22 protein-coding genes are annotated in these 23640 nt (G+C 73.6%); 11 read left to right on the forward strand and 11 right to left on the reverse strand.

What is annotated here, in order from left to right; all coding sequences use genetic code 11:
• Nucleotides 1-48: 48 nt before the first annotated feature.
• Together FGW37_RS04075 and FGW37_RS04080 are read right to left on the reverse strand one after the other, a co-directional pair.
• Nucleotides 49-267 carry a hypothetical protein gene (locus tag FGW37_RS04075; protein ID WP_246430718.1) on the reverse strand — a complete coding sequence of 73 codons (219 nt, stop codon included), beginning with the start codon at nt 265-267 and terminating at the stop codon, nt 49-51.
• Nucleotides 268-343: 76 nt separating this feature from the next.
• Nucleotides 344-1012, reverse strand: a complete 669-nt coding sequence (locus tag FGW37_RS04080) for an HNH endonuclease family protein (protein ID WP_425506481.1) — start codon at nt 1010-1012, stop codon at nt 344-346.
• A 250-nt stretch (nt 1013-1262) separates the two neighbouring features.
• On the opposite strand from FGW37_RS04080, the gene FGW37_RS04085 reads away from it, so the two are divergent.
• From FGW37_RS04085 to FGW37_RS04100, 4 genes are all read left to right on the forward strand, one after another.
• On the forward strand, nt 1263-2765 hold the full coding sequence (locus FGW37_RS04085) for an alkaline phosphatase D family protein (RefSeq protein WP_425506632.1): 1503 nt from the start codon (nt 1263-1265) through the stop codon (nt 2763-2765).
• 63 nt (nt 2766-2828) lie between these two features.
• Nucleotides 2829-4250: a dihydrolipoyl dehydrogenase family protein gene (locus tag FGW37_RS04090; RefSeq protein ID WP_179079801.1), complete on the forward strand. Its 1422-nt coding sequence runs from the start codon at nt 2829-2831 to the stop codon at nt 4248-4250.
• A 133-nt stretch (nt 4251-4383) separates the two neighbouring features.
• The gene (locus FGW37_RS04095) at nt 4384-5799 is read left to right on the forward strand and encodes a GNAT family N-acetyltransferase (RefSeq protein WP_179079802.1); all 1416 of its coding nucleotides are present in this window, start codon (nt 4384-4386) and stop codon (nt 5797-5799) included.
• A 76-nt stretch (nt 5800-5875) separates the two neighbouring features.
• Entirely contained in the window at nt 5876-7561 is a 1686-nt protein-coding gene (locus FGW37_RS04100) for a DUF885 domain-containing protein (protein WP_179079803.1), read from the forward strand.
• 84 nt (nt 7562-7645) lie between these two features.
• Here the strand turns inward: FGW37_RS04100 and FGW37_RS04105 are convergent, their stop codons facing one another.
• The 3 genes from FGW37_RS04105 to FGW37_RS04115 all read right to left on the reverse strand — a co-directional run bounded on the left by FGW37_RS04105 (nt 7646) and on the right by FGW37_RS04115 (nt 8829).
• Nucleotides 7646-8017, reverse strand: a complete 372-nt coding sequence (locus FGW37_RS04105; RefSeq protein WP_058041443.1) for a hypothetical protein — start codon at nt 8015-8017, stop codon at nt 7646-7648.
• Nucleotides 8017-8247 (reverse strand): hypothetical protein, encoded by a 231-nt coding sequence (locus FGW37_RS04110; RefSeq protein WP_058041442.1) that lies wholly within the window; start codon nt 8245-8247, stop codon nt 8017-8019. Before FGW37_RS04110 ends, FGW37_RS04105 begins: the two co-directional genes overlap by 1 nt.
• A 78-nt stretch (nt 8248-8325) precedes the next feature.
• Entirely contained in the window at nt 8326-8829 is a 504-nt protein-coding gene (locus tag FGW37_RS04115) for a rhodanese-like domain-containing protein (RefSeq protein WP_179079804.1), read from the reverse strand.
• 94 nt (nt 8830-8923) lie between these two features.
• Here FGW37_RS04115 and FGW37_RS04120 point away from each other — a divergent pair, with 94 nt between their 5' ends.
• Nucleotides 8924-9370, forward strand: coding sequence for an Lrp/AsnC family transcriptional regulator (locus tag FGW37_RS04120; RefSeq protein ID WP_179079805.1), 447 nt, complete (start codon nt 8924-8926; stop codon nt 9368-9370).
• A 38-nt stretch (nt 9371-9408) separates the two neighbouring features.
• Here the strand turns inward: FGW37_RS04120 and FGW37_RS04125 are convergent, their stop codons facing one another.
• Both FGW37_RS04125 and FGW37_RS04130 read right to left on the reverse strand, forming a co-directional pair.
• Nucleotides 9409-12639, reverse strand: a complete 3231-nt coding sequence (locus FGW37_RS04125) for an AAA family ATPase (RefSeq protein ID WP_179079806.1) — start codon at nt 12637-12639, stop codon at nt 9409-9411.
• On the reverse strand, nt 12636-13805 hold the full coding sequence (locus FGW37_RS04130) for an exonuclease SbcCD subunit D (RefSeq protein ID WP_179079807.1): 1170 nt from the start codon (nt 13803-13805) through the stop codon (nt 12636-12638). Before FGW37_RS04130 ends, FGW37_RS04125 begins: the two co-directional genes overlap by 4 nt.
• 99 nt (nt 13806-13904) lie before the next feature.
• Here FGW37_RS04130 and FGW37_RS04135 point away from each other — a divergent pair, with 99 nt between their 5' ends.
• Nucleotides 13905-14882, forward strand: a complete 978-nt coding sequence (locus FGW37_RS04135) for a polysaccharide deacetylase family protein (protein WP_179079808.1) — start codon at nt 13905-13907, stop codon at nt 14880-14882.
• 42 nt (nt 14883-14924) lie between these two features.
• Here FGW37_RS04135 and FGW37_RS04140 read toward each other — a convergent pair whose 3' ends face one another.
• Nucleotides 14925-15551 carry a YigZ family protein gene (locus tag FGW37_RS04140; protein WP_179079809.1) on the reverse strand — a complete coding sequence of 209 codons (627 nt, stop codon included), beginning with the start codon at nt 15549-15551 and terminating at the stop codon, nt 14925-14927.
• A 77-nt stretch (nt 15552-15628) separates the two neighbouring features.
• Between FGW37_RS04140 and FGW37_RS04145 the strand changes: the two genes are divergently transcribed.
• Nucleotides 15629-16060 (forward strand): CoA-binding protein, encoded by a 432-nt coding sequence (locus FGW37_RS04145; protein WP_179079810.1) that lies wholly within the window; start codon nt 15629-15631, stop codon nt 16058-16060.
• Nucleotides 16061-16107: 47 nt separating this feature from the next.
• Here FGW37_RS04145 and FGW37_RS04150 read toward each other — a convergent pair whose 3' ends face one another.
• From FGW37_RS04150 to FGW37_RS04160, 3 genes are read right to left on the reverse strand one after another with little or no spacing between them, the layout of a single operon-like run.
• Nucleotides 16108-17286 (reverse strand): MAB_1171c family putative transporter, encoded by a 1179-nt coding sequence (locus FGW37_RS04150; protein WP_246430257.1) that lies wholly within the window; start codon nt 17284-17286, stop codon nt 16108-16110.
• Nucleotides 17277-17810, reverse strand: coding sequence for a hypothetical protein (locus tag FGW37_RS04155; RefSeq protein WP_179079811.1), 534 nt, complete (start codon nt 17808-17810; stop codon nt 17277-17279). Before FGW37_RS04155 ends, FGW37_RS04150 begins: the two co-directional genes overlap by 10 nt.
• A gap of 12 nt (nt 17811-17822) precedes the next feature.
• Nucleotides 17823-18293, reverse strand: a complete 471-nt coding sequence (locus FGW37_RS04160) for a hypothetical protein (protein WP_246430258.1) — start codon at nt 18291-18293, stop codon at nt 17823-17825.
• A 277-nt stretch (nt 18294-18570) separates the two neighbouring features.
• On the opposite strand from FGW37_RS04160, the gene FGW37_RS04165 reads away from it, so the two are divergent.
• The 4 genes from FGW37_RS04165 (at nt 18571) to FGW37_RS04180 (ending at nt 23633) form a co-directional block, all read left to right on the forward strand.
• Entirely contained in the window at nt 18571-19596 is a 1026-nt protein-coding gene (locus FGW37_RS04165) for a ParB/RepB/Spo0J family partition protein (protein ID WP_179084498.1), read from the forward strand.
• A 463-nt stretch (nt 19597-20059) separates the two neighbouring features.
• Nucleotides 20060-21355: a helix-turn-helix transcriptional regulator gene (locus FGW37_RS04170; RefSeq protein WP_179079812.1), complete on the forward strand. Its 1296-nt coding sequence runs from the start codon at nt 20060-20062 to the stop codon at nt 21353-21355.
• Between the two features lie 325 nt (nt 21356-21680).
• On the forward strand, nt 21681-22106 hold the full coding sequence (locus tag FGW37_RS04175) for a MarR family winged helix-turn-helix transcriptional regulator (RefSeq protein ID WP_179079813.1): 426 nt from the start codon (nt 21681-21683) through the stop codon (nt 22104-22106).
• 60 nt (nt 22107-22166) lie between these two features.
• The gene (locus tag FGW37_RS04180; protein ID WP_179079814.1) at nt 22167-23633 is read left to right on the forward strand and encodes an FAD-dependent monooxygenase; all 1467 of its coding nucleotides are present in this window, start codon (nt 22167-22169) and stop codon (nt 23631-23633) included.
• The last annotated feature ends 7 nt before the right edge of the window (nt 23634-23640 follow it).

Raw genomic sequence — 23640 nt, forward strand, 5'->3', positions numbered from 1 at the left:
GGGCGTGCCCGCCGGGCCCGGGGGACGTCCCGATCCTACGCGGGGGCCTCAGCGGGGCACCTCGGCAGCGCCCCCCTCGCGGATGCGGGCGAGCACCTGCTCGTGGAGGGCCGCCAGGCCGGCCGCGGGAAGGGGCACCGGACTGCCGGTGAGCGTGTACCACTCCTCGGCGCCGGTGTACTGGACGTCGACCCGGGCCCGCGCGCCGGGCAGGGCGGTGGTGGCGACGGTCAGGTCGCCCGTGATGACGCCGACCTCGTCGGTCATCGCCCCGCCGGGCCCGGCGGTCACCTGGTCCACGAGAGGCCCGCCCGGCCCTCCGCCGCCGGTCACCGGCTGCTGCTCATTGATCGCATGTGTCCAGCATGGCAGTAAGGGTGTCCTGCTCGCTCTGCGTCACGCTGAGTTGGTACTGGTGCTTGATGTGGGTCCAGGAGCGGGAGTACGCGCACCAGTACGAGTTCAGCGGCGGCCGCCACTGGTCCGGGCTCTGGTCGCCCTTGGCGCGGTTGGAGGCGGCGGACACGGCGACGAGCTGGGGGTTGACCAGGTCGTTGGCGAACTGCTTGCGGCGGTCGGTCTTCCAGGCGTCGGCCCCTGACCGCCAGGCGTTGGCGAGGGGCACCATGTGGTCGATGTCGAGCTGCCCCGCCGCGGTGAAGTCCTTGCCGTCGTAGGCGCTGTGCCAGTGGCCGGAGGCCGCACGGCACTGGTCGTCGGTCTTGACGTCCCGGCCGTCGCGGGAGAGGACCATCTCGCGGGTGTCGCAGGTGCCCATCTGCTTGATCCAGTGGGGGAACTTCGCGCGGCTGTACCCGGCCATCGAGTGCGGCGCCTCGACGGTCAGGTCGGCCAGCTCCACCCGGGCGGCGGACACCGCCGGCGGCTCCGGCAGGTCGCGCGGCGCCGACGGGGGCGCGGCCGACGCCGGCAGGACGGCGGGGGCGAGGACGGCGGACAGGCACAGGGCTGCGGCGGTGGCGGCGCGGCGCCACCGGATTCGTGGGATCACGGATCTATAGATACCGGCAGCTACCCTCTAATACAGGACATATAACCCGGACGGCGACGTGCCGCCGTGGCTCGTTGACGCCGTTGTTCACGGCACGTTCCACCGTCGGGCACCTCGCGCCGGTAGGAACGTCGGGAGCGATCACCGAGCACGGCGCAGCCGCCGGCACAGGAGGGGTTTCCATGGCGCAGGGGCCGGGCACGCAGTCGGCAGACGCGCGGTGCTGCGGGGGGCGGTGGGCGCCGCCGCGGTGGCCGCGGTGCCCCCGGCCGTTGGCGCCGCTCCGGCCCTGGCCCTGGCGGGCCGGCCGGAGGCGCGGTGGGGTGTGCAGGCCGGTGACGTGACGGCCTCCTCGGGCCTGGTGTGGGTGCGGGCCGACCGCCGCGCCCGGATGATCGTGGAGACCTCGGCCACGGAGTCCTTCCGCTCCGTACGCCGATGGCAGGGCCCGCTGGTCGGCCCCGGTACGGACTTCACCGGCAGGACGGCGCTGCGCGGCCTGCCGCCCGGCGAGCAGATCCACTACCGCGTCCTGCTGGCCGACCCGGACGACCCCCGCCGCACCGGCCGCCCGGTCCACGGCACCTTCCGCACGGCGCCCGCCCGCCGCTCGGACGTGCGCTTCCTGTGGTCGGGTGACCTGGCCGGGCAGGGCTGGGGCATCAACCCCGACCGCTGCGGCTACCGCATCTACGAGCACATGCGCCGCCTGGAGCCGGACTTCTTCCTGTGCAGCGGCGACACCATCTACGCCGACGGCCCCATCGCCCCGTCCGTGACGCTGCCCGACGGCAGCGTCTGGCGGAACGTCACGACCGAGGAGAAGTCGAAGGTCGCCGAGACACTGGCCGAGTTCCGCGGCGCGTTCCGCTACAACCTGCTCGACGCCAACCTGCGCCGGTTCAACGCCGAGGTGCCCACCGTCGTCCAGTGGGACGACCACGAGGTGCACAACAACTGGTACCCGGGCCAGATCATGGACTACGCGCGCTACAGGGAGAAGAGCCTGGACGTGCTGGCCGCCCGCTCTCGGCGGGCCTTCTCCGAGTACTTCCCCCTCTCCACGCAGCAGGAGGACGGCGACGGCCGCGTCTACCGCGTCCTGCGCCACGGCCCCCTGCTGGACGTCTTCGTCCTGGATATGCGCACGTACCGCAACGCCAACTCGCCCGGCCGCCGCCCGGACGACACCCAGGGCATCCTGGGCGCCCGGCAGCTGCAGTGGTTCAAGCGGGAGCTGTCGCGCTCGCGCGCGGTGTGGAAGGTGATCGCCTCCGACATGCCGCTGGGGCTCGTGGTCACCGACGGCCCGGCGAACTTCGAGGCGGTCGCGCAGGGCGACCCGGGCGCACCCCTCGGCCGCGAACTGCAGATCGCCGAGCTGCTGCGGCACGTCAAGCACCGGCGGATCACCGGCACGGTCTGGCTGACCGCGGACGTGCACTACACCTCGGCGCAGCACTACGACCCGGAGCGGGCCGCGTTCAAGGACTTCGCGCCGTTCTGGGAGTTCGTCTCGGGGCCGCTGAACGCGGGCGGCTTCCCGGCGAACAAGCTGGACGGCACGTTCGGCCCGCGGCAGGCCTTCCTCAAGGCGCCGGCCACCGCCAACGTCCCGCCCGGCCGGGGCAGCCAGTTCTTCGGCGAGGTGTGCATCGACGGCGAGGGCGGCGAGCTGACCGTGCGGCTGCGGGACGAGGAGGGGGTGGTGCTGTTCACCAAGGTGCTGCAGCCGGGGCGCGTCGGACAATGACGCCGCCTGCGGGCGGTGGGAAGGTGGGGCTGTCCGGCCGACCCGAGCGGAAGGTGGCTTGCCATGGCCGAGCAGGTGGACGTCGTCGTCATCGGCATGGGCCCCGGCGGCGAGCACGTCGCGGGCCGGCTCGCCGAGGCGGGGCTGAGCGTGGTGGGCGTCGAGGCGGAGCTGGTCGGCGGCGAGTGCCCGTACTGGGGGTGCGTGCCGAGCAAGATGATGATCCGCGCGGGGAACCTGCTGGCCGAGGCGCGGCGCGTACCGGGCATGGCGGGTGCGGTGCAGCAGGTCGTGCCCGACTGGGCGCCGGTGGCCGCCCGGATCCGCGACGAGGCGACGGACGACTGGAACGACCAGGTGGCGGCCGACCGCTTCACCGGCAAGGGCGGCCGCCTGGTGCGCGGGCGCGGGAGGCTGGCAGGCCCGCGCCGGGTGGTGGTCGAGGGCGGCGAGGGCGGCGGGCGGGAGTTCGAGGCCCGGCTGGGCGTGGTGCTCGCCACGGGTTCCCGGCCGCGGATCCCGCCGGTGCCGGGCCTGGCGGACGTCCCCTACTGGACGAACCGGGACGCGGTCTCGGCGAAGGAGCCGCCACGCTCGCTCCTCGTGCTCGGCGGGGGTGCGATCGGCCTGGAGGTCGCCCAGGTCTACGCCCGCTTCGGCACGCGCGTCACGGTGGTGGAGGCGATGGACCGGCTCGTCCCGGGCGAGGAGCCGGAGGCGGCCGCGCTGCTGGCCGGGGTCCTCCGCGGGGAGGGGCTGACGCTGCGCACGGGCGCCCGGGCGACCGGGGTGCGGCACGGCGGTGACGCTTTCGCACTGACCCTGGAGGACGGCACGGAGCTGATGGGGGATCAGCTGCTGGTGGCCACGGGCCGCCGGGCGGACCTGAGCGCCCTGGGCCTGGAGACCGTGGGCCTCGACCCGGGCGGGCGGGCCCTGAAGACGGACGGCCGGATGCTGGCGGCGCCCGGGCTGTGGGGCGTGGGCGACGTGACGGGCCATGGCGCGTTCACCCACGTGGCGATGTACGAGGCGGAGGTCGCGATCCGCTCGGTGCTCGGCGAGCCGGGCCCCAAGGCCGACTACCGGGCCCTGCCGCGGGTGACGTTCACCGACCCGGAGGTCGGCGCGGTGGGCCTGACCGAGCACCAGGCCCGCGAGAAGGGGCTGCGGGTGCGCACGGGGCTCTCGCGCGTGCCCTCCTCGGCGCGCGGCTGGATCCACAAGGCGGGCAACGAGGGCCTGGTCAAGCTCGTCGAGGACGCGGACCGGGGCGTGCTCGTGGGGGCGACGGCGGCCGGGCCGACGGGCGGCGAGGTGATGTACGGTCTGGCCGTGGCCGTCCAGGCCGAGGTGCCCGTGGAGACGCTGCGGCACATGATCTTCGCCTACCCGACGTTCCACCGGGGCGTGGAGGACGCGCTGGCCGGCCTGCGCGCGAGTGAGACCCGGCCGGATTCCGACCCGGGGGCCCGGAGTTCGTAGGAATTCGCAGGAACCGACCGGCGAAACCGGTCGGCGGCCCGGAAAACCGGGCAGTTGGCAAAAAGGACGCACTTAACCCATCGGTCACAGACTGTTCGTGATCACGCAACACCCCTCCGTCAGGGTGGTGCCCATGACGGACGAGACCACCGCGAAGCCCCACCGTGCCCATCACTGGCGGCGCGACCTGGTCGAACTGGCCGCCCTGTTCACCGCGGTCGCCGCCGCCGACACCCTGGCCGACACCGTCGCACACGGGCCCGACGGACCCGTACTGCTCGTCTCCTCGGCCGCCGCGCTGCTGGCCACGACGGCCTTCCACACCTGGTGGGCGCGGCGGCACCACCCCGCTTCCCCGGCCCCGCCGGCAGCAGCCGCACCCTCCTCCGCCCCGGCCGCCGCGCACTCCGGCCGCGCCCCCGCGAAGAACACCCCGGATAAGGACACCCCGGATTCCGGCGCCGCCGGCGCCACCACCCTGTGGCGGATGCGCACGACCGTGCGCGACGAGCCCGGCAGCCTGGCCGCGCTCTGCTCCTCCCTCGCCCGCCACGGCGTCGACATCCTCTCCCTGCAGACGCACCCCCTGGCCGACGGCGTCGTCGACGAGCTCCTGCTGCGTGCCCCCGGCACCCTGGCCGCCGACGACCTCGCCGAGGCCGCGGCCACCGGCGGCGGCAGCGGCACCTGGCTGGAGCGGGCCGACGCCCACGACCTCGTGGACGCCCCCACCCGAGTCCTCAACCTCGCCACCCGCACGGCGCTCGACGCCGCGGAACTCCCCCTCGCGCTGCGCCGGCTGCTGGGCCGCTGCACGATCCACTCCGTCCCCGCCCGCTCGCCGCGCGGCGGCGCCCCCGCCGAGCCCGTTCCGGCGGACGGGGTGTGGGAGGAGACCGTGATGCGCCTGCGCGACCCCGCGGGCGGCTCCATCACCATCGAGCGCCCGTACCTGCCGTTCACACCCACCGAGTTCGCCCGGGCCCGCGCCCTGGTCGAGCTCGACGCCCGCCTCGGCCCGCGCGTCCCGCCGCGCACCGACGTGCTCACCCTGCCCGAGGGCGACGCGATCACCGTCCGCCGCGCCGACACGGGCGACCTGGCCGCGGCGCGCGCCATGCACGAGCGCTGCTCCCCCGCGACGCTCGCCCAGCGCTACCACGGGCCCGTGGGCGACGCCGACCGCTACCTGCGCCACCTGCTGAGCCCGCGCTTCGGCCGCACCCTGGCCGCGTACACCGCCACAGGCCGCCTGGTCGCGCTGGGCCACCTGCTGTGGGACGGCGACGAGACGGAGGTCGCCCTGCTCGTCGAGGACGACTGGCAGCGCCGCGGCGTCGGCGGCGAACTCCTCGGCCGCCTGGTCGGCCTGGCCGTGGAGGCCGGCTGCGGCAGCGTCTACGCCGTCACGCGGTCCTCCAACACGGGCATGGTCGCGGCGATGCGGGCGCTGGACCTGCCGCTGGACTACCAGGTCGAGGAGGGCACGCTCGTCATCACCGCCCGGCTCGCCCCGGCCCGCGTCCCGGCCCTCCCGGCCACACCGTGACATTCCGCCCGCAGTGCGGTCCGGAGCGGAAAATATGCCGGTGACGCCGCACACCCCGCCGTACGAGGATGTCCGCATGCCGAACGAGACGAGCACCCCGCTTCCCCGCCAGGTCGCCGACGCCTACGTCGACGCGTACACCGAACTCGACCCCATCACGGGCACCTACCTCGGAGTTCCGGGCGCCGCGACGCGGCTGCCGGACTTCTCCCCCGCGGGGCAGCAGGCCGTCGCCGACCTCGCGCGCACCACGCTCGACCGCCTCGCCGAGGCCGAGCGGCAGCCCGGCGCCGACTCCGGCATCGAGCGCCGCTGCGCCCGCCTGCTGCGCGAGCGCCTCACCGCCCAGCTCGCGGTGCACGACGCGGACGAGCACCTGCGCGCCGTCAGCAACATCCACTCGCCGCTGCACTCGGTGCGCGAGGTGTTCACCATGATGCCGACCGACACCGCCGAGGACTGGGCGGCGATCGCCGAGCGGCTGCGGGCCGTGCCCGCGGCCCTGGAGGGTTACCGGGCCTCGCTCGCCGAGGGCCTGGAGCGCAAGCTCCCGGCCGGGCCGCGCCAGGTCGCCACCAACCTCACGCAGCTGGACGAGTGGATCGGCACCGGCAACGGCTGGTTCGGCGACTTCACCGCGGACGGCCCCCAGGAGCTGCGCACCGAGCTGGACGCGGCGGCGGCCACCGCGACGGGCAGCCTCGCCGTGCTGCGCGACTGGCTGCGCGACGTCTACGCGCCGGGTGTCGAAGGGGCCCCGGAGGTCGTCGGGCGCGAGCGCTACGCCCGCTGGTCGCGCTACTGGAACGGCACGGACCTCGACCTCAACGAGGCCTACGCGTACGGCTGGTCGGAGTTCCACCGCATCCTCGGCGAGATGCGCACCGAGGCGGAGAAGGTGCTGCCCGGCGCGAAGACGCCGTGGGAGGCGCTGGCCCACCTCGACGAGCACGGCACGCACATCGAGGGCGTCGAGGAGGTGCGCGTCTGGCTCCAGGGCCTGATGGACGAGGCCATCGAGACGCTGGACGGCACCCACTTCGAGCTGGCCGAGCGGGTCAAGCGGGTCGAGTCCCGCATCGCCCCGCCCGGCGGCGCGGCGGCCCCGTACTACTCCGAGCCGTCGGAGGACTTCTCCCGCCCGGGCCGCACGTGGCTGCCGACCATGGGTCAGACCCGCTTCCCCGTCTACGACCTGGTGTCCACCTGGTACCACGAGGGCGTCCCGGGCCACCACCTCCAGCTCGCGCAGTGGATGCACGTGGCCGAGCAGCTCTCGCGCTACCAGGTCACCCTCGGCGGCGTCAGCGCCAACTGCGAGGGCTGGGCGCTGTACGCGGAGCGGCTCATGGACGAGCTGGGCTTCCTCGCGGACGCCGAGCGCCGGCTCGGCTACCTCGACGCCCAGATGATGCGCTCCACCCGTGTCATCGTGGACATCGGCATGCACCTGGAGCTGGAGATCCCCGCGGACTCCCCCTTCCACCCCGGTGAGCGCTGGACGCCGGAGCTGGCGCAGGAGTTCTTCGGCATGCACAGCGGGCGCCCGGCGGACTTCGTCGAGAGCGAGCTCGTGCGCTACCTCGGCATGCCGGCCCAGGCGATCGGCTACAAGCTGGGCGAGCGGGCCTGGCTGGCCGGCCGCGACGCGGCCCGCGCCGCGCACGGTGCCGCCTTCGACGCCAAGGCCTGGCACATGGCGGCGCTGTCGCAGGGCTCGCTGGGCCTGGACGACCTGGTGGCCGAGCTGTCCGTGCTGTGACGGCGGGGGGGCGGGCCTCCGGGCCCGCCCCCTTCACCTTCAGAACCTTCACGACCTTCAGAACGTTCAGAACGTTCAGAGCCCTCAGATCCGCCAGGTCCGGATCCGGTCGGCGCACTCGTAGACGTCGACGCGGTACTCCTTGATATCGCGCGCGAGGTCGACTATCGACCCGTACGGCGGGTCGATGCCCTCGCCGGCCGCGGCCATGTAGGCCACGACGACCATGCACGCGTACAGGCTGCTGCGCACGGGCAGCGGCTGCAGGCGGACGAGGGTGTGCATCAGGGCGGCCGCACGCCAGGCGGCGTCGGGCTCGTGGTCGAACTTCGCCACGTCGAAGGCGTGCCGCGAGACGGCGGCGGCGAGGGCGGTGTAGTCGTGGACGGCGGGCTCTTCGTACAGCTTCTGCTCCTGTACGCCGAGGAGCCAGGGCAGATCGATGAGCAGCGACATCAGGCAGCCGCACCACCCGTGGACGGCGGAGCCTCCTCGGGGAAGGCGGCGTCGAACTCCGCCACGTGCTCGTTCCAGAACTTGGCGGCGCGCTCCACGAAGCGGCGGCGCTGCTGCTCGCGCACGGACAGGTCGTGCACGTACGCCTTGATGCTCTTGCCGTCCGCGGCAGCGGCCTCGCGGATGGCCGCGAGTTCCTCTTCCGTGAATTCGATGTTGAGTGCCGGCATGTCCCCACGGTACCGGCCGAGTACCGCGGGCGGCAGCGGCCCGGGCGGACTTCGCGCGCGGGGCGTCCGCCCGGCCGGTCAGCAGCCGCAGTCGTCCGTGCCGAGCGGGGCGGTGAGCGGGTCCGGCGGGAGCTGCCGGGTGCCGTCGGCGGTCTCCACCGCGTAGCCCTCGCGGATCCAGTACTCGATGCCGCCCAGCATCTCCTTGACGCGGTAGCCGAGGCGGGCGAGGGCCAGGGCGGCGCGGGTGGCGCCGTCGCAGCCGGGGCCCCAGCAGTGGACGACGACGGGGACGGCAGGGTCGAGGAACTGCCGGGCCAGCTGCGGGATCTGCGCCGTGGGCAGGTGGACGGCGCCGGGGACGTGGCCCTGGTCCCAGGACGCGGTGGAGCGCGAGTCCACGACGACGAAGTCCGCGGCGCCTTCCGCGAGGGCGGCGTGCACGTCGGCGACGTCGGTGTGGAAGGCGAGCCGGGCGGCGAAGTAGGCGGCGGCGTCGGCGGAGGGTGCGGGCGGCACGGCCATGACGCGACTGGTGGTGGGAGCGGCGGCGGGAGCGGTGGCCGGAGCGGTGGTGTTCATGACGGTGAATCTACGGCGCAAGATCGCCGAGGAGAACCGTCATTCCTCGGCAAAGCTCTTGAGTTACCAGGGATTTCACTGCTAAACATCGCCCATGACCGGCTATTCCCCCGACGCCACTGACTGGCGCATCCTCGACGCCCTGCAGCACAACGGACGCGTCGGCTACGCCGAGCTGGCGCGGATCGTGAACATGTCCTCCAGCGCCGTCACCGAGCGGGTGCGCAGGCTGGAGGAGGCGGGCGTCATCGGCGGCTACACGGCCGTCGTCGACCCCGAGAAGCTGGGCATGCCCGTCCTCGCCTTCGTCCGGCTGCGCTACCCCAACGGCAACTACAAACCTTTTCACGACCTGCTGGAGAGCACGCCGGAGATCCTGGAGGCCCACCACGTCACCGGCGACGACTGCTTCGTGATCAAGGTTGCGGCCCGGTCGATGCGGCACCTGGAGGAGGTGGCGGGCCGGATCGGCGCGCTGGGGTCGGTGACCACCAGCGTCGTCTACTCCTCCCCGCTGCCGCGGCGCGCGATCGGCCGCTGACGGCCGGGCCGCCGGAGCCCGCAGGCGCTGCCGTGCGTTCAGTCCTGCCGGCCGGCGCCGGCGACCTCGTGCCGGACGGCCGAGCCCGACCGGCCCTTGACCACCCGCAGCTGGGCGGGCACGCGCCGGCGCAGGTCGGCGACGTGGCTGACGATGCCGACCGCGCGGTCACGCTCGCGCAGCGAGTCCAGGACGTCCAGCACCTCGTCCAGGGTCTGCTCGTCGAGGCTGCCGAAGCCCTCGTCGATGAACAGGGTGTCCAGGCGGACGCCGCCCGCCTCCTCCGTGACGACGTCGGCGAGGCCCAGGGCGAGGGCGAGCGAGACGAAGAAGGTCTCGCCGCCGGAGAGCGTGGCGGTGTCGCGCTCCTTGCCCGTCCAGTGGTCGATCACGTGCAGGCCGAGGCCGGAGCGGGCGTTGCCGCCGGCCCGGGCGTCGGAGTGGACGAGGGTGTAGCGGCCGGCGGACATGCGCCGCAGCCGGGCGGTCGCGGCGGCCGCGACCTGTTCGAGGCGGGCGGCCAGGACGTACGACTCCAGGCGCATCCGGCGTTCGTTGCGGATGGACGTGCCCGCGGCGAGCGCCGCCAGCTCCGCCACGCGGTGGTACTCCTCGCGCAGCGGGGCGAGCCGGCGGGCGTCGGTGACGGCCGCGGCGGAGAGCCGGTCCAGCTCCTGGCAGCGGGTGCGGGCGGCGGCCTCGGCGGAGGAGGCCTCGCGGAGCCGGGCGGTGGCGGCGGCGAGGACGGCCGCGGCGCCCTCCGGGTCGGCGGCGGGGCGGGCGGCGGCGTCCACGGCCTGCGGGTCGGCGAGTTCGGCGGCCACGGCGGCCTCCTCGCGGGCCCGCGCGTCGAGGCGCTCCTGCAGCTCCCGCCGGGCCGCCGGGCCGAGCACGGCCTCCTCCGCGAGCACGGGGTTGCCGAAGCCGGCGCGGAAGGCGGCGTCGGCGAGCCGGGCGTCGGCCTCCTTCAGCCGGTCGGCCGCGTCCGCCGCGGCGCGGACGGCCTCGACGGCGCCGGCCAGGACGTCCAGCTGCCGTTCCAGGTGGGCGGCACGGCGGGCGACGGACTCCTCGCCGCCGCGGGCCCGGGCCAGCTCCTCCTCCAGGGCGGCCAGGTCGCGGTCGAGCTGTTCGCGGCGCGTCGTGCGCGCGGTGGTCCGGGTCAGGGCGGCCTGCCGGGCCTCGCGGCGCAGGTCGTGCTCGCGCTCGGCCCGCCGGAGCGCCTCCTGGGCGGCGTGCAGGTCGGCGCCCGCCGCGCGCGCCTCGGTCAGGGAGCGGCCCAGTTCGCCGGCGAGCGCTTCGAGCTCGGCCGCCGTGGCGCCGCCGGCATCGGCCTCGGCCCGGGCGAGGGCGTCCCGGAGCCGCTGGAGCTCACGGGCGGCTTCCTCGCGCCGGGCGTCGGCGCGCTGGAAGGCGGCCAGCGCGGCCTCCTCGTCGGCGCGGTCGACCCGGCCGGCCGCGGCCCGAGCCGGGTCGGGGTGCTCGGTGGCTCCGCACACCTTGCAGGCGACGCCGGGCGCGAGCCCGCCCGCGAGCTCGGCGGCGATGCCGTCCAGGCGGCGTTCCTTGAGGTCGAGCCAGGTGGTGCGGGCCGTCACGGCCTTCTCCCGGGCGTCCGTCAGCCGCTGCCCGGCCGCGGCGGCGTCGCCGGTGAGGCGGTCGCGTTCGCGGGCGGCGGCCAGCCGCGTGCGGACGGGGCCGGTCTCGGCCTCCAGGCGGACGGCCCGGGTGGCTTCCGCGTGTGCGGTCTCGACGCGCCGTTCGCAGGCGGAGCGCAGGGCCTCCCAGCCGTCGAGCCAGCCGCCGGCCTCGGCGAGCTCGTCCTCGTCGGCGCGGGCCTCGTGCTCCAGTTCGCGCAGCCGGGCCTCGATCCCGGCGGCGCGCTCCTCCGCGCGGCGGGCGGCCGACAGCGAGCCGAGCTCCTCGCGGAGGCTCCGCTCCCGTGCGGCGAGCTGCCCGGCACCCGCTTCCCGCTGCCCCTCGGGGAGCCCCGCGCGGGCGCGCTGCTCGCCGGCGACGGCGGCCCGGTGGGCTCGCTCGGCTTCGGCGCGCAGGTCCAGGAAGGGGACGACGCCGTCGGCGGCGCGGGCCTGCCGCATCCTCTCGCGGGCGGCCTCGTGGGCGCCGCCCTGGGCGTCGAGGGCGTCGGCACGCTCGCGGGCCTCGGCGTGCCGGAGCTGGAGGCGGGCGAGTTCGCGTACGGCGTCGGCGTGTTCCTGAGCGGCCCGGTGGGCGTGCTCGGCGGTGCGTGCGGCGACGACGGCGATGTCCCGGCGTTCCCGGGCGCTGCTGCGGGCGAGGGCGGCCCACTCCAGGACGGCTTCGGCGAGGCCGGGGTCGCCGGGGGTGAGCGCCGCCGCGGCCGCGGCGGCGCGCTGGGCCGGGACGGCTTGCCCGGCGGCGGCCGGGCGACCGGGCGCAGGCCCGGGCGTGCCGTCGGCGGAACGAGGCGAGGCGCTTCTCGGCCGCGCCGAAGCGGCCGGTGTCGCGGCGCGGGGTGCCGGGACGCCGTCGCGGGCGCGGCCGGCGGGTGCGGTGGCGCCGCCCCCGGCCGCCGCGGCGGGCGAGGGCGTGCCCACCTCGGGCAGCGAGGGGTCTCCGGCGGCCTGGCGCATCCGGTGGGCGAGGGCGAGCAGCCCGTCGTCGCCGGAGCGTACGCCGGCCTCGGCGGCCCGGCGCAGCTCCGCGAGGCGCTTCTCGACGGCGCCGAAGCGGCCGGTGTCGAAGAGCCTGCCGAGCAGCTCGCCGCGGGCGGCGTCCTTGGCGCCGAGGAAGCGGGCGAACTCGCCCTGGGGCAGCAGGACGACCTGGCAGAACTGCTCCCGGCTCATGCCGAGCAGCTGCTTGACCTCCTCGCCGATCTCCTGGTGGGAGCGGCTGAGCCCCTCCCACGCCCCGGAGCGGTACTCGCGCAGCTCGCTCGCGGCCCGCTCCTTGGTGAAGCCCGTGCCCTTCTTCTTGCGGCGCAGCTGCTCGGGGCGGCGGGTGATCTCCAGCCGCCGCCCGCCGACGGTGAGGTCGAGCACCACCTGGGTGAGAGTGCCGTCGGCGGCGTGATCGCTGCGCAGGACGGGGGCGCCGCTGCCCTGGCGGGTGCCGGGCACCTCGTTGTACAGGGCGTAGCAGACGGCGTCGAGGACGGAGGTCTTGCCCGCTCCGGTGGGGCCGTGGAAGAGGAACAGGCCGTCGGCGGAGAGCGCGTCGAAGTCGACGTGCTGGGTGCCGCCGAAGGGGCCGAAGGCGGTGACGGTCAGCCGGTGCAGCCTCATCGGGCCCCCGCCTCCTCGCCGGCCGCGGCCAGCCGTACGTGGTCGAGGGCGTCGGTGAGGATCTTGCGTTCGGCGTCGTCGGGCCCCAGGCCGTCGCGCACGTGGGCCACGAAGTCCTCGGCGATCTCCCGGTCGCTGCGGTCCCGCAGCCGCCGCGCGTAGGAGGCGAGGGGGTCCCGGGGCGGTCGTTCGGGGTCGAGGACGAGGCTGAGCACGTGGGGGAAGCGGGCGGCGAGCCGGGCCATGGGTTCGTCCGGGCGGTGCGGGTCGGTGAGGGTGGCCTCGACCCACGCGTCCTCGTGGCGGGCGAGCCGCGGGTCCTGCAGCAGGTCGTCGAGGCGGCCGCGGATGCGGGCGAGCGGGCGCGGCACCGGGCAGTCCAGCCGCCGGGCGGTCACGGCGCCGCGGGCGTCCAGGTCGATCAGCCACATGGACTTGCGGTGACCGGCCTCGGAGAAGGAGTAGGCGAGCGGCGAGCCGGAGTAGCGGACGCGCTCGGTGATGGTCTGGCAGCCGTGCAGGTGGCCGAGGGCGGCGTAGTCGACGCCGTCGAAGACCGCGGCGGGGACCTGGGCGACGCCGCCGACGGTGATGTCGCGCTCGCTGTCGCTGGTGGTGCCGCCGGTGACGAAGGCGTGCGCGAGGACGACGGAGCGGGTGCCGGCGGGCCGCGCGGCGAGGTCGGCGCGGACGCGGGCCATGGCGGCCTCCAGCACGGCCGTGTGGCCGGCGCGCTCCGCGCCCAGCTCCTCGCGGACGAGGGCGGGCTCGAGGTAGGGCAGGCCGTAGAAGGCGACGTCGCCGTGGGCGTCGGTGAGGACGACGGGGGTGGCGCAGCCGGCCGGGTCGGTGCGCAGGTGGATGCCGGCCCGGTCGAGGAGCCCCGCGCCCACGCCCAGGCGGCGGGAGGAGTCGTGGTTGCCGGAGATCATGACGGTGGGCACGCCGAGGTCCGCGAGGCGGTGCAGCGCCTCGTCGAACAGGGCGACGGCGCCGAGCGGCGGAACCGCCCGGTCGTAGACGTCGCCCGCGACGAGCACCACGTCGACCGCCTCGTCCCGGACGGTGCGGACGAGGTGGCCGATGAAGTCGCGCTGGGCGTCCAGCAGGTTCACCCGGTGAAACGAGCGGCCCAGGTGCCAGTCGGACGTATGCAGGATCCTCACGGGCCCCAAGTGTTCCATCCGCGGACGGGTGGCGGGGCATGGCCCCGATGGGTGAACCGGGCGGGCGGGCGCGGCAACCCGCTGAAAGGATCCGGAAATATGCGACTTATACGAAACGTCTTCGGTCGGCGCGGATGGCGCGGCGGTCCTCGTAGCTCCATACGCCACCACCGCCCCCTGCGCCCCCTCACCCTGGCGCTGACCGCAGTCCTGCTCCTCGCGGTCGGGGCCGCGTGCGCGACCCGGGACGGCTCGCTGCCCGGCACCGGGGACGGCCAGAACGCGGCCGGACTCAGGCACCGGCCGGGAGCGGCCCACCAGCAGGCACGGGAGCAGCCGCCACCGGTGCCGAAGGCGAGACTGACCCCCGGGCAGCGGCTCGCCGTGGCGCAGCGCTGGGGCCTGGACGAGGCGCCGCTCGTCGCACCGCCCCCGCCGAAGGAGAAGCCGGAGCTGTCCACGCCGGAGTGGGCGGACAAGGGATCGGGGCTGATCCCCGCGCCCGCCTCCGTACCGACCACCGAGAAGATCGCCTTCCTGACGATCGACGACGGCGCGGCGAAGGACCGGGAGTTCCTGGACATGGTGCGGGACCTGCAGGTGCCGCTGTCCGCCTTCCTCACCGACGAGTCCGCGGCCGAGGACTACGGCTACTTCCGCGACCTGCACGCACTCGGCGTCTCCATCCAGAACCACACGCTGCGCCACCCGCAGCTGAACCACGTCTCCGAGGACGAGAAGTACGACGAGATCTGCGGCCAGCAGGAGATCCTGGAGCGTGAGATCGGCGTCACACCGACGCTCTTCCGCCCGCCGTTCGGCGACTTCGACGCCGACACCCTCGCCGTCGCCGAGGACTGCGGGGCACGGGCCGCGCCCCTGTGGAACGAGGAGGCCTTCGCGGACCGGATCGACTTCCGCCACGACGACCAGCAGTTCCACCCCGGCGACATCATCCTGACCCACTTCAACGGGCCCAGGGCCTGGGGCGGCACCATGTGCGACATGCTGCGGACGGTGCTGCGCAAGCTCACGGAGCAGGGCTACGCGCTGGCGCGGCTGGAGGACTACGCCTGACGCGGCCCACCCGGGACGGGCGGGCCGCGGGAACGGGCGGGCTCAGGCGTCCCCGTAGGCCTCCCCGCCCAGTTCGAGTCGGGCGGCGCCGGCGGTGGTGTCGGCGAGCCAGGCGCGGAAGCCCTCGACGTCCGCCTCGGGCAGTCCCACCTCGATGCGGACCTCCGCGCCGTAGCTCACCCCGCGCACGGCGCGCCCCGTCGCCCGCAGGTCATTCTCCAGCTTGCCGGCGCGCTGGTGGTCGACGGTCACGGCCGCCAGCCGGAAGCGCTGCCGGGTGACGGTCCCGAGCACGTCCAGGGCCTCGCCGACCACGCCCCCGTACGCGCGGATCAGCCCGCCCGCGCCGAGCTTGACGCCACCGAAGTAGCGGGTGACGACGGCCACGGCGTAGCGGACCTCGCGGCGGAGCAGCATCTGCAGCATGGGCACGCCCGCGGTACCGCCCGGCTCGCCGTCGTCGCTCGCCTTCTGCACCGACCCGTCGGCGCCCAGCACGTAGGCGAAGCAGTGGTGGCGGGCGGTGGGATGCTCCTTGCGGATGCGCGCGATGAACGCCTGCGCCTCCTCCTCGGTGGCGGCGGGCGCGAGCGCGCAGATGAAGCGCGACTTGCTGATCTCGATCTCGTGCACGCCCTCGCGCGCGACCGTCCGGTACTGCTCCGTCATCCCGTAACCCTAATTCGTCGTAAACGGTCTGTGCGCCGGCCCGGGAATGGTGGCGGAGGGATGATCGTTGAGCGGGCATGTACGCAGAACCGGGGATCATCCGAAAGATCATCGAGGAGACCGGCGGCACCTGGGCGCTGGTCGGCCTGTCGTCCAACCGGCAGCGGGCGGCCTACGGCGTGGCCGAAGTGCTGCGGCGCCACGGCAAGCGCGTCGTGCCGGTGCACCCCAAGGCCGAGGCCGTGCACGGCGAGCAGGGCTACGCCTCCCTGGCGGAGATCCCCTTCGAGGTCGACGTGGTGGACGTCTTCGTCAACAGCGACCTCGCGGGCGCGATCGCGGACGAGGCCGTCGCGGTCGGCGCGAAGGCGGTCTGGTTCCAGCTGGGAGTGGTCGACGAGGAGGCCTACGAGCGGACGCGCGCGGCGGGCCTGGACATGGTGATGGACCGGTGCCCGGCCATCGAACTGGACTCACTGCGGCTTCGGAACGCCCGCGTCACCTCATGATGCAGCCGTCCGGCGTGCCCGTTCGGTAGCCCCGCAGCGCCCCGGAGTCATCGTGCGGCGGCGTGCGTGGCGGCCTGTTCGCGGGTTTCCCGGGCGCAAGCGGTGGACAGGGCGATCAGTTCGCCGGCGTCGGCACTCAGGTCGTTGCCGGAGGGGAGCGCGACCCGCGCGGCGGGCCACGCGGCGTCGGGGTCCTCGGCCGCCGGCTTCAGGGCCAGCGCCGCGGTGATGTGCCCGGCGAGCCGGTCGGGCGGGCAGTGGGCGAGGTCGGTGCCGGGCGCGACGCGGGTGAGGTACGGGCTCAGGCGCACCAGGCCGTCGCGGCACTCGATGAGGCGGCGGTAGAACCGCTCGTGGGTGCGGCGGAACCGGAAGCGGTCCCACCGGGAGGCGGCCGGCTCCCGGTGGAGGACGATCTCCGGGTAGGCGGTGGAGAGAGCCGTCCACAGAGGGGTGAGTTCCTGGTACATACGGCGGTGGCGGGCGATCGACCGCAGGTGTGTCAGCAGTTGAACGCCGGCGGAGAGGCCGAGCCCGATCAGTACGGTGCCGAGCGCCAGGTCGGCGATCGCGCGATTCACCGTGTCGATGAGCCGGTGCGAGCCGGGCGAGTGGATGCGCAGGTACACCCAGATGACGCGGTTGACCGACGTGATCGCCAGACCGAACAGACCGAGGGTCATGGCCCGCAGGCCGAGCGCCAGGTGCCGGGACGCCATGCGCGTGTAGCGCAGCGCCCACAGGCCGGAGGTGAGGTAGGCGTAGACGAAGTAGACGCCGCCGATGACGTAGAAGGCGGCGACGGCCGGCTCCGCCAGGTGCGGGGAATGCAGGGTGTGGCCGCGCAGCGCGGGGGGTGTGGCGGACATGGCCGCGGCCAAGGCGGCCAGGGTGGCGGCGAACAGGCCCGTGTGCAAGCGCACTTGCCGCGAGTAGACCGCGGGCGGCGCGCCGCGCACGGAGGCGGCGAAGAAGAGGATGAGCGAGCTGAGGCCGGACATGTAGACGCCGTTGTAGACGACCTTGCCGACGCCGACGGCCGTGACGGCGTCGATCGCACTCCTGGCCTCGGGGAAGCTGAGGATCTCGCCGGTGGTCAGCAGGAGCAGGCAGACGGCCAGCATCCGCAGCACCCGGTCGTGCCGGGCGCGGATCAGATCGGCGACCTTCCACACCGACCCGATGATCAGCATGACGGTCACGGGCACCTGGAAGATCACGTCCACCCCCAGCGGGCGTTCAGCGCGGAGCGCAGCGGGCCCAGGGCGGCGTCCTCCGCGGCGTCCCCGGCGGCGCACGGGGCGGCGTAGTCGATCACCACCGCCCACTCCTGGATGATGGTCGCCACCAGCTCGGCCTCGCGCTCGTAGTCCTCGGTGTAATAGGTGCGGCGGAATCTCCGCAGGATCAGGTCGCGGGGATAGTCCACGCCCGGGACGGAGAGGTCCTCGTCCATGGCCCCGCCGTCCTGGTGGTCGGCGAGGATGTGGCCGATCTCGTGCAGGATGATGTGGTCCTGGTGTACCCGGGTCGTTTCCTTCTGGTAAAAGATATGTTCCTCGTCCGTGCGGGATATCCACACGCCGAACGGGCCGGGCGCCGGCAGCGCCCAGGGAATCAACCGGATGGGTTTTCCGCGGTGTTCGCCGAGTTTCCGGCACAACTCCTCCACCTTCAGGGGAGGCTGGATGTCGAGTCGGCGCAGAAGGCGTTTGCAGTAACGGCGGAGCTCGCGTTCGCGTAGGGCCACGGGGTCCTTCCTTCATGTCCGGGTGCCCGGGTCGGTGCTTCCGTCCTGGTCGAAGGTGTCGATCATCTTGAGCAGCTGCTCGCGCATCGTCGGTGTCATCGCGCCCGCTCTCATCGCGATCATACGGACCTGCCGGCTGGCAAGTTGCCTTCGCAGCTCGTCCTCGGGGTCGTCCTGCTGCCCCACCAGGGACTGGACCGTGATCGACGGCGATCCGGGGGGGCGATGGTCGTGGAAGAACTTCGCGAGCCCCTCCAGCACGGCGAGCGTCGGGTTGGCGTGCGAACCGTTGCGCAGCATCGCAAGGTAGCTGCGCGACAGCGTCGCCGGATGCAACGGGTCGGCGGTGACGGCCTTGGCCACCTCGGCCGTCGAGTACTCCCGCTGCCGTCCGTGGGCGTCGCACCAGCGCACCCGTGCGAACAAGGCGTTCAGCCGCTCGGCCAGCGACCCGGCACGGCCCTGGTCATCACCTGCCATCATGCACACGCTCCCTCATCAGACCGCCCGGCTTCACCCCTTGCGCCGGCTCCTGCGCGCTGCCGGGCCGCACATCAACTCGCTTGCCCCGGCATGCACTTGGTGCCAATATATTGGACACTTCACGTACGTCGTTGACACTTTCGGACAAGGGACTTGCGTGCCGAGCGGGCTGGTGAGCTGCCATGACACTGACGGAGGACGCGTCGGCGCGCACCTCACCGCCGCGCGCACGGAGAGAAGCCCCCTATCCGATGCACCGGCCGGCCCCGTGACGGCCATGGAGGAGTGCGCCGCGTACCGGCCGGGGCCGCCGGAGTCCGTGCCCGTCAGCACCCTGCTGATCAGCGGATCCCCGCGCATCGCCGGGGAGGACCCCCGGTACGCCCGGTTACTGGCCGAGTCGCGCATCCCCCTGCCTCCCGTCGTCGTCCACCGGTCCACCCTGCGCGTCGTGGACGGCGTGCACCGGGTGCGCGCGGCCCTGCTGCGGGGCGAGGAACGCATAGACGTCAGCTTCGTCGACGGCACTCCCGAGGATGCCTTCGTCCTCGCCGTCAGGCTGAACACCCGGCACGGGATGCCCCTTTCGCGGGCCGACCGTGCTGCGGCGGCCGTACGCATCATCGAGAGCCATCCGCACTGGTCGGACCGCAGGATCGCGTCGGTCACCGGCACTTCGCCCACCACCGTCGCCGCACTGCGCAGCCGTTCAACCATCCCGGCTGGACAGTTGAACGGCAGGACGGGGCGTGACGGCAGGGTGCGTCCGCTCCATGCCGATGCGGCCCAAGCACGCAGGCGCGCCGGGGAGTTCCTCCTGGCCCGGCCCAACGCGTCCCTACGGGAGGTCGCCGCAGTGGCCGGCATCGCCGTCGCCACGGCCAGGAGCGTGCGCGAGCGGCTACGCCTCGGCGAGGACCCGGTGCCACCGAAGCTGCGGGCCGCCGAGCAGCGCGACGCTCCCGGGGGCAGCGCCCCGGCCTCCGGCGACGGCACCGGAGCGAGGGCCCCCGGGGCCGGTGAGGAGGTGGTCCAAGTGCCGCCCCACCTGGTCGCTCACGCAGCCGTGCCGAATCTGCGCAAGGACCCTTCGCTGCGCTTCACCGAGGCCGGACGGACGCTCCTGAGGCTGTGGAGCGCGCACGCGATGGACACCGACCGGTGGAAGTGGCTGGCCGGCAGTGTGCCGGCGCACCGGCTGTCCGACGCGGTCTGGGCCGCCCAGCACTGTGCGGAACAGTGGCAGCAATTCGCCAGGGATCTTGAACTCCGTGCCGCGGGGGAGCGCGACAGGTCCGGGTGATGCCGTAGTCGTATAAGGACTTCGGCATCAGCCATAGGGTTGCCTTCGGCGCCGCATCCATACGGTTGTGTAATACGTAGTCGTGGCCCTGTCATTGCTCGGGACCGCCCTGTATCCGATGAGACGGGGCTCATGCCGGCTGTCTTGTTATACGCGAAGCAGAGTCGTGTACCGTCAAACTAATTGCCGGTGACCCTTCGCCCGACACACTCCCCGTCCCTCGCAATGGCGCGAGCCGGACAATCGGCGCTCCGGCCTTGTACGCGTGCCGCGGAATCCACAGATCTCTTCTCCGACCCGCTCACGATGTGCCGGCGCGAGCCGCCCGTTCTCGGCTCCGCCGTGCACGAGCCCGCTTGTGGCACTACGCCACATGACGCAGATGACAGCTATGGGGGAAGTAATGAACATCGCCGAGTGCAGCAGTCCGATCGCGCCGGGGTGGCGGAATGGCATCGGTCGCGTGGGCCGGGACGAGAGGGCGCGGGAGAGGGCCGTCCGCGACCCCTGGGGGCCGTTGCCGCGGCAGGGCGCGATCACCTACACCCCGGGGCTCCTGCTGCGGGCCGAGGGTGACCGCATGCGCTCCGACGGGTTGCGCATGGCCGTGCACAGCATGGAACTGGCGAACCTCGGGGTGAGCCGGGCGGTGGTCATCGAGCAGACGGAGTGGGTGCTGGAGTCGGACGGGGCACGCTCGGACGCGGACTCCATGTGGCTGGCGGTCCTGGCCCTGCTCTACACCGGCGACCTGATGTCGGCGAACGCGCAGTGCGAGCGCCTGGCCCGGGACCCCGTATGGGCCGGTTCGGCGCGGCACCAGGGCCTGCTGATGCTGCTGTGCGCCCGCAGCAGTCTGCTGTCCGGTGATGCGGCCGGGGCCTCGGACCTGCTCACGTCGCTGCTCGCCCGCAAGGTGACGGTACTGCCGGTCTGCCTGGTGGTCTCGTGGCTGATCGAGGCGCTGGTCCACCTGGGCGAGCTGGACCGGGCGCACGAGGTGCTGCTGGCACACGACCTGGCCGGCCGGCTCGGCGGCGGCCCGCCCGACCGTGCGCAGCTGCTGGCCGCCCGGGGCGCGCTGCACATGGCCGCCGGTCAGTTCCGGCACGCCATCGACGACTACACCGCCTGCGGCCGGATCCTGGCCGCCTTCAACGTCGGCAACCCCGCGGTGGTGACCTGGCGTTCGAAAGCGGCCTTCGCAGCACTCGCGGCCGGCCGGCACGACCTCGCGCTCGCGCTGGCCGAGGACGAGCTCATCGCGGCGCGGAAGTGGGGGGCGGCCCGCGGCGTCGGCACGGCGCTGCATGCCGCGGCCATGGCACGCCGTGACGAGACCTCGGTGGCGCTACTGGAGGAGGCCGCGCAGCTGCTCGACCTGGGACAGGCACGTACCGAGCTGATGCATGTGCTCTACGACCTGGGCACGTTGCTGATCGAGCGGAAGGACGTGACCGGTGGCCGGAGCCGGCTGGGGGCGGCCGGCGAGGTGGCGCGCGCGTGCGGCAACTCCTTCTGGGCGCAGCGGGTCCGCTCGGCGCTGGAGCGCGTGAGCGGCCCGGACGGCAGCCCTGCCCTCACCCGGCAGGAACTCAAGATCGCGCAGATGGCCCGGGCCGGGTACAGCAACCGCCGGATCGCCGAGACGCTCTTCCTGACCGTGCGCACGGTCGAATTCCATCTCTCCAGCGTCTACCGGAAGCTCGGCATTTCCGGCAGGCGGGAGCTGGTCGCGGCCCTGGGGGTCGCCGCCTAGTACTCCGCGTGGCGCCGCTCACCCCCTGCCGGGGGTGGGCGGCGCTTTTGCGTTGAGACGGAATCCGTCGGTCCGAATATTCGGTGCGGCAGGGTTGCCCGGCGCGGGCAATCCTGTGGTGACCGCAGGAAATCCTGTGGTCACCACAGGAAATGCTGCGGGTGCACCGTAAGGGAACCTGCGGGTGCACCGCAGGTTCTTCCGCTCCGCCTTGTGGCCCGTCGGCACCGGATGACAGGGTCGGATTATCGCGAAGAGCCGGAGCCGTCTCCCGGCAAAACCCCGCGCATTCATGACCTTCTCATTCCCGAGGCAGGTGCTCTCCATGCTCCAGCAGAACACGACCAAGCGCATCGGCTACTGGCTTCTGCATCTGCACCAGCTTTTCGACGCGGCCACGGCCCGGGCGCTGGCGGGAGAAAATCTGAGCCGGCGGCAGTGGCAGGTATTGCACGCCATCAGTATCGGCCTGCATACCGTCGCCGATATCGACGTGGCATTCGCCCCCTTCCTGGCCGTCGACCGCGCCCGCTCGTACCGGGCCGTCGTCGAGGAGTTCAACGCCCGGGGCTGGACCGTGGTGAACGGCGGGACGATCGCGCTCACCGAGGCCGGTGAGGCGGCGCACACCCGGGCCGAGGCGCTGGTGAACTCCCACGCGGCCACGTCGCTCGCCGGAATCTCCGAGGACGAGTTCCTGGCCGCCAATGACGTCCTGGCCCGGATCGCCCGCAACATGGAGAACAAATAGCTCACGGCAACGAATTACCCCTGGAAACACCGGTGTTGACGCCCTTTCTCTGGAGAAACCATGGACGCTTCGGTCATTGTCGTCGGTGCCGGTCCCGCCGGGCTCATGCTGGCCGGGGAACTGCGCCTGGCAGGGGTCGATGTCATCGTGCTGGACCGGTTGCCCGAACGCACCGGAGAATCACGGGGCATCGGGTTCACCGTCCGCACCATGGAGGTCTTCGACCAGCGCGGTCTGCTCCCCCGCTTCGGGGACATCGAGACCAGTAAGGCGGGGCACTTCGGCGGCATCCCGCTGGACCTGGGCCTGCTCGGCGCCGCGCACGGGGCCGCGAGGACCGTTCCGCAGGCGGCGACCGAGGCCGTGCTCGAGAGCTGGGCCCGCACGCTGGGCGCGGACATCCGGCGCGGCCAAGAGTTCACCGGATTCGCCGAGGACGCCGACGGGGTGACCGTCACCGTCCGCGGCGGCGAGCGCGGCCTGCGGGCCCGGTACCTGGTCGGCTGCGACGGCGGGCGCAGCTCCGTCCGCAAGGCCGCGGGCTTCGACTTCCCCGGCACGCCCGCCACGACCGAGCTGTTCCTCGCCGACGTCCGCGGGGTGGAGCTGGAACCCCGCATGACGGCCGAGCGGACCTCCGGCGGCATGGTGATGGTGGCGCGGCTCCCCGGCGGCATCCACCGGATCATCGTCGGCGAGCGCGGCACGCCGCCTCCCGAGCGGCGGACCGGGACGCCCGGCTTCAGCGAGGTGGCCGATGTCTGGAAGCGCCTGACGGGCACCGACATCTCCGGTGCGGAGCCGGTCTGGGTCAGCGCGTTCGGCGACGCCGCCCGCCAGGTCACCGAGTACCGGCGCGACCGGGTGCTCCTGGCCGGGGACGCAGCCCACGTCCACCTCCCCGCGGGCGGACAGGGGATGAACACCAGCATCCAGGACTCCGTGAACCTCGGCTGGAAGCTCGCCGCCGTGGTGCGCGGCACGGCGCCCGGGGCGCTGCTGGACACCTACCACGACGAGCGGCACGAGGTCGGCCGCAGACTGCTGGCGAACACCCGGGCCCAGAGCATGCTGCTCCTCGGCGGCGACGAGGTGGGGCCGGTGCGGGAAGTCCTCGGCGAACTGCTGGACCACCCCGAGGCCGAGCGGCAACTCGCCGCCCGGGTCAGCGGCCTGGACATCCGCTACGACGTGGGCGGCGGCCGCCACCCCCTGCTGGGGGCGCGCATGCCGAAGCTCGAACTCGCCCGTGGCTCCCGGCCCACCAGCAGTGTCGAGCTGCTGCGGCCGGGGCGCGGAGTACTTCTGGACCTCGCGGACAACGCCGTCCTGCGGGGCCGGGCGCGGGGGTGGGACGACCGGGTCGACGTCGTCACGGCCGCCCCCCGCAACGTCCCTTCGGACAGCCCGCTGTCGCGTACCGCGGCGGTCCTGCTGCGACCCGACGGACACATCGCCTGGGCTGCCCCCGGCAGCCTCCAGGACCTTCCGACGGCCCTGTTCCGCTGGTTCGGGCCGGCCCGATGAGCACCAG

Source organism: Streptomyces rectiverticillatus, from assembly GCF_013394065.1.
In the GTDB taxonomy this organism is placed as follows: Bacteria; Actinomycetota; Actinomycetes; order Streptomycetales; family Streptomycetaceae; genus Streptomyces; species Streptomyces rectiverticillatus.

Excerpts from the sequence above, each read along its gene's own strand:
- FGW37_RS04075 (WP_246430718.1), bottom strand. The coding sequence starts at position 267 with ATGACCGACGAGGTCGGCGTCATCACGGGCGACCTGACCGTCGCCACC.
- FGW37_RS04090 (WP_179079801.1), top strand. The coding sequence starts at position 2,829 with ATGGCCGAGCAGGTGGACGTCGTCGTCATCGGCATGGGCCCCGGCGGC.
- FGW37_RS04095 (WP_179079802.1), top strand. The coding sequence starts at position 4,384 with ATGACGGACGAGACCACCGCGAAGCCCCACCGTGCCCATCACTGGCGG.
- FGW37_RS04100 (WP_179079803.1), top strand. The coding sequence starts at position 5,876 with ATGCCGAACGAGACGAGCACCCCGCTTCCCCGCCAGGTCGCCGACGCC.
- FGW37_RS04105 (WP_058041443.1), bottom strand. The coding sequence starts at position 8,017 with ATGTCGCTGCTCATCGATCTGCCCTGGCTCCTCGGCGTACAGGAGCAG.
- FGW37_RS04110 (WP_058041442.1), bottom strand. The coding sequence starts at position 8,247 with ATGCCGGCACTCAACATCGAATTCACGGAAGAGGAACTCGCGGCCATC.
- FGW37_RS04115 (WP_179079804.1), bottom strand. The coding sequence starts at position 8,829 with ATGAACACCACCGCTCCGGCCACCGCTCCCGCCGCCGCTCCCACCACC.
- FGW37_RS04120 (WP_179079805.1), top strand. The coding sequence starts at position 8,924 with ATGACCGGCTATTCCCCCGACGCCACTGACTGGCGCATCCTCGACGCC.
- FGW37_RS04125 (WP_179079806.1), bottom strand. The coding sequence starts at position 12,639 with ATGAGGCTGCACCGGCTGACCGTCACCGCCTTCGGCCCCTTCGGCGGC.
- FGW37_RS04135 (WP_179079808.1), top strand. The coding sequence starts at position 13,905 with ATGCGACTTATACGAAACGTCTTCGGTCGGCGCGGATGGCGCGGCGGT.
- FGW37_RS04140 (WP_179079809.1), bottom strand. The coding sequence starts at position 15,551 with ATGACGGAGCAGTACCGGACGGTCGCGCGCGAGGGCGTGCACGAGATC.
- FGW37_RS04145 (WP_179079810.1), top strand. The coding sequence starts at position 15,629 with ATGTACGCAGAACCGGGGATCATCCGAAAGATCATCGAGGAGACCGGC.
- FGW37_RS04160 (WP_246430258.1), bottom strand. The coding sequence starts at position 18,293 with ATGATGGCAGGTGATGACCAGGGCCGTGCCGGGTCGCTGGCCGAGCGG.
- FGW37_RS04165 (WP_179084498.1), top strand. The coding sequence starts at position 18,571 with ATGGAGGAGTGCGCCGCGTACCGGCCGGGGCCGCCGGAGTCCGTGCCC.
- FGW37_RS04175 (WP_179079813.1), top strand. The coding sequence starts at position 21,681 with ATGCTCCAGCAGAACACGACCAAGCGCATCGGCTACTGGCTTCTGCAT.
- FGW37_RS04180 (WP_179079814.1), top strand. The coding sequence starts at position 22,167 with ATGGACGCTTCGGTCATTGTCGTCGGTGCCGGTCCCGCCGGGCTCATG.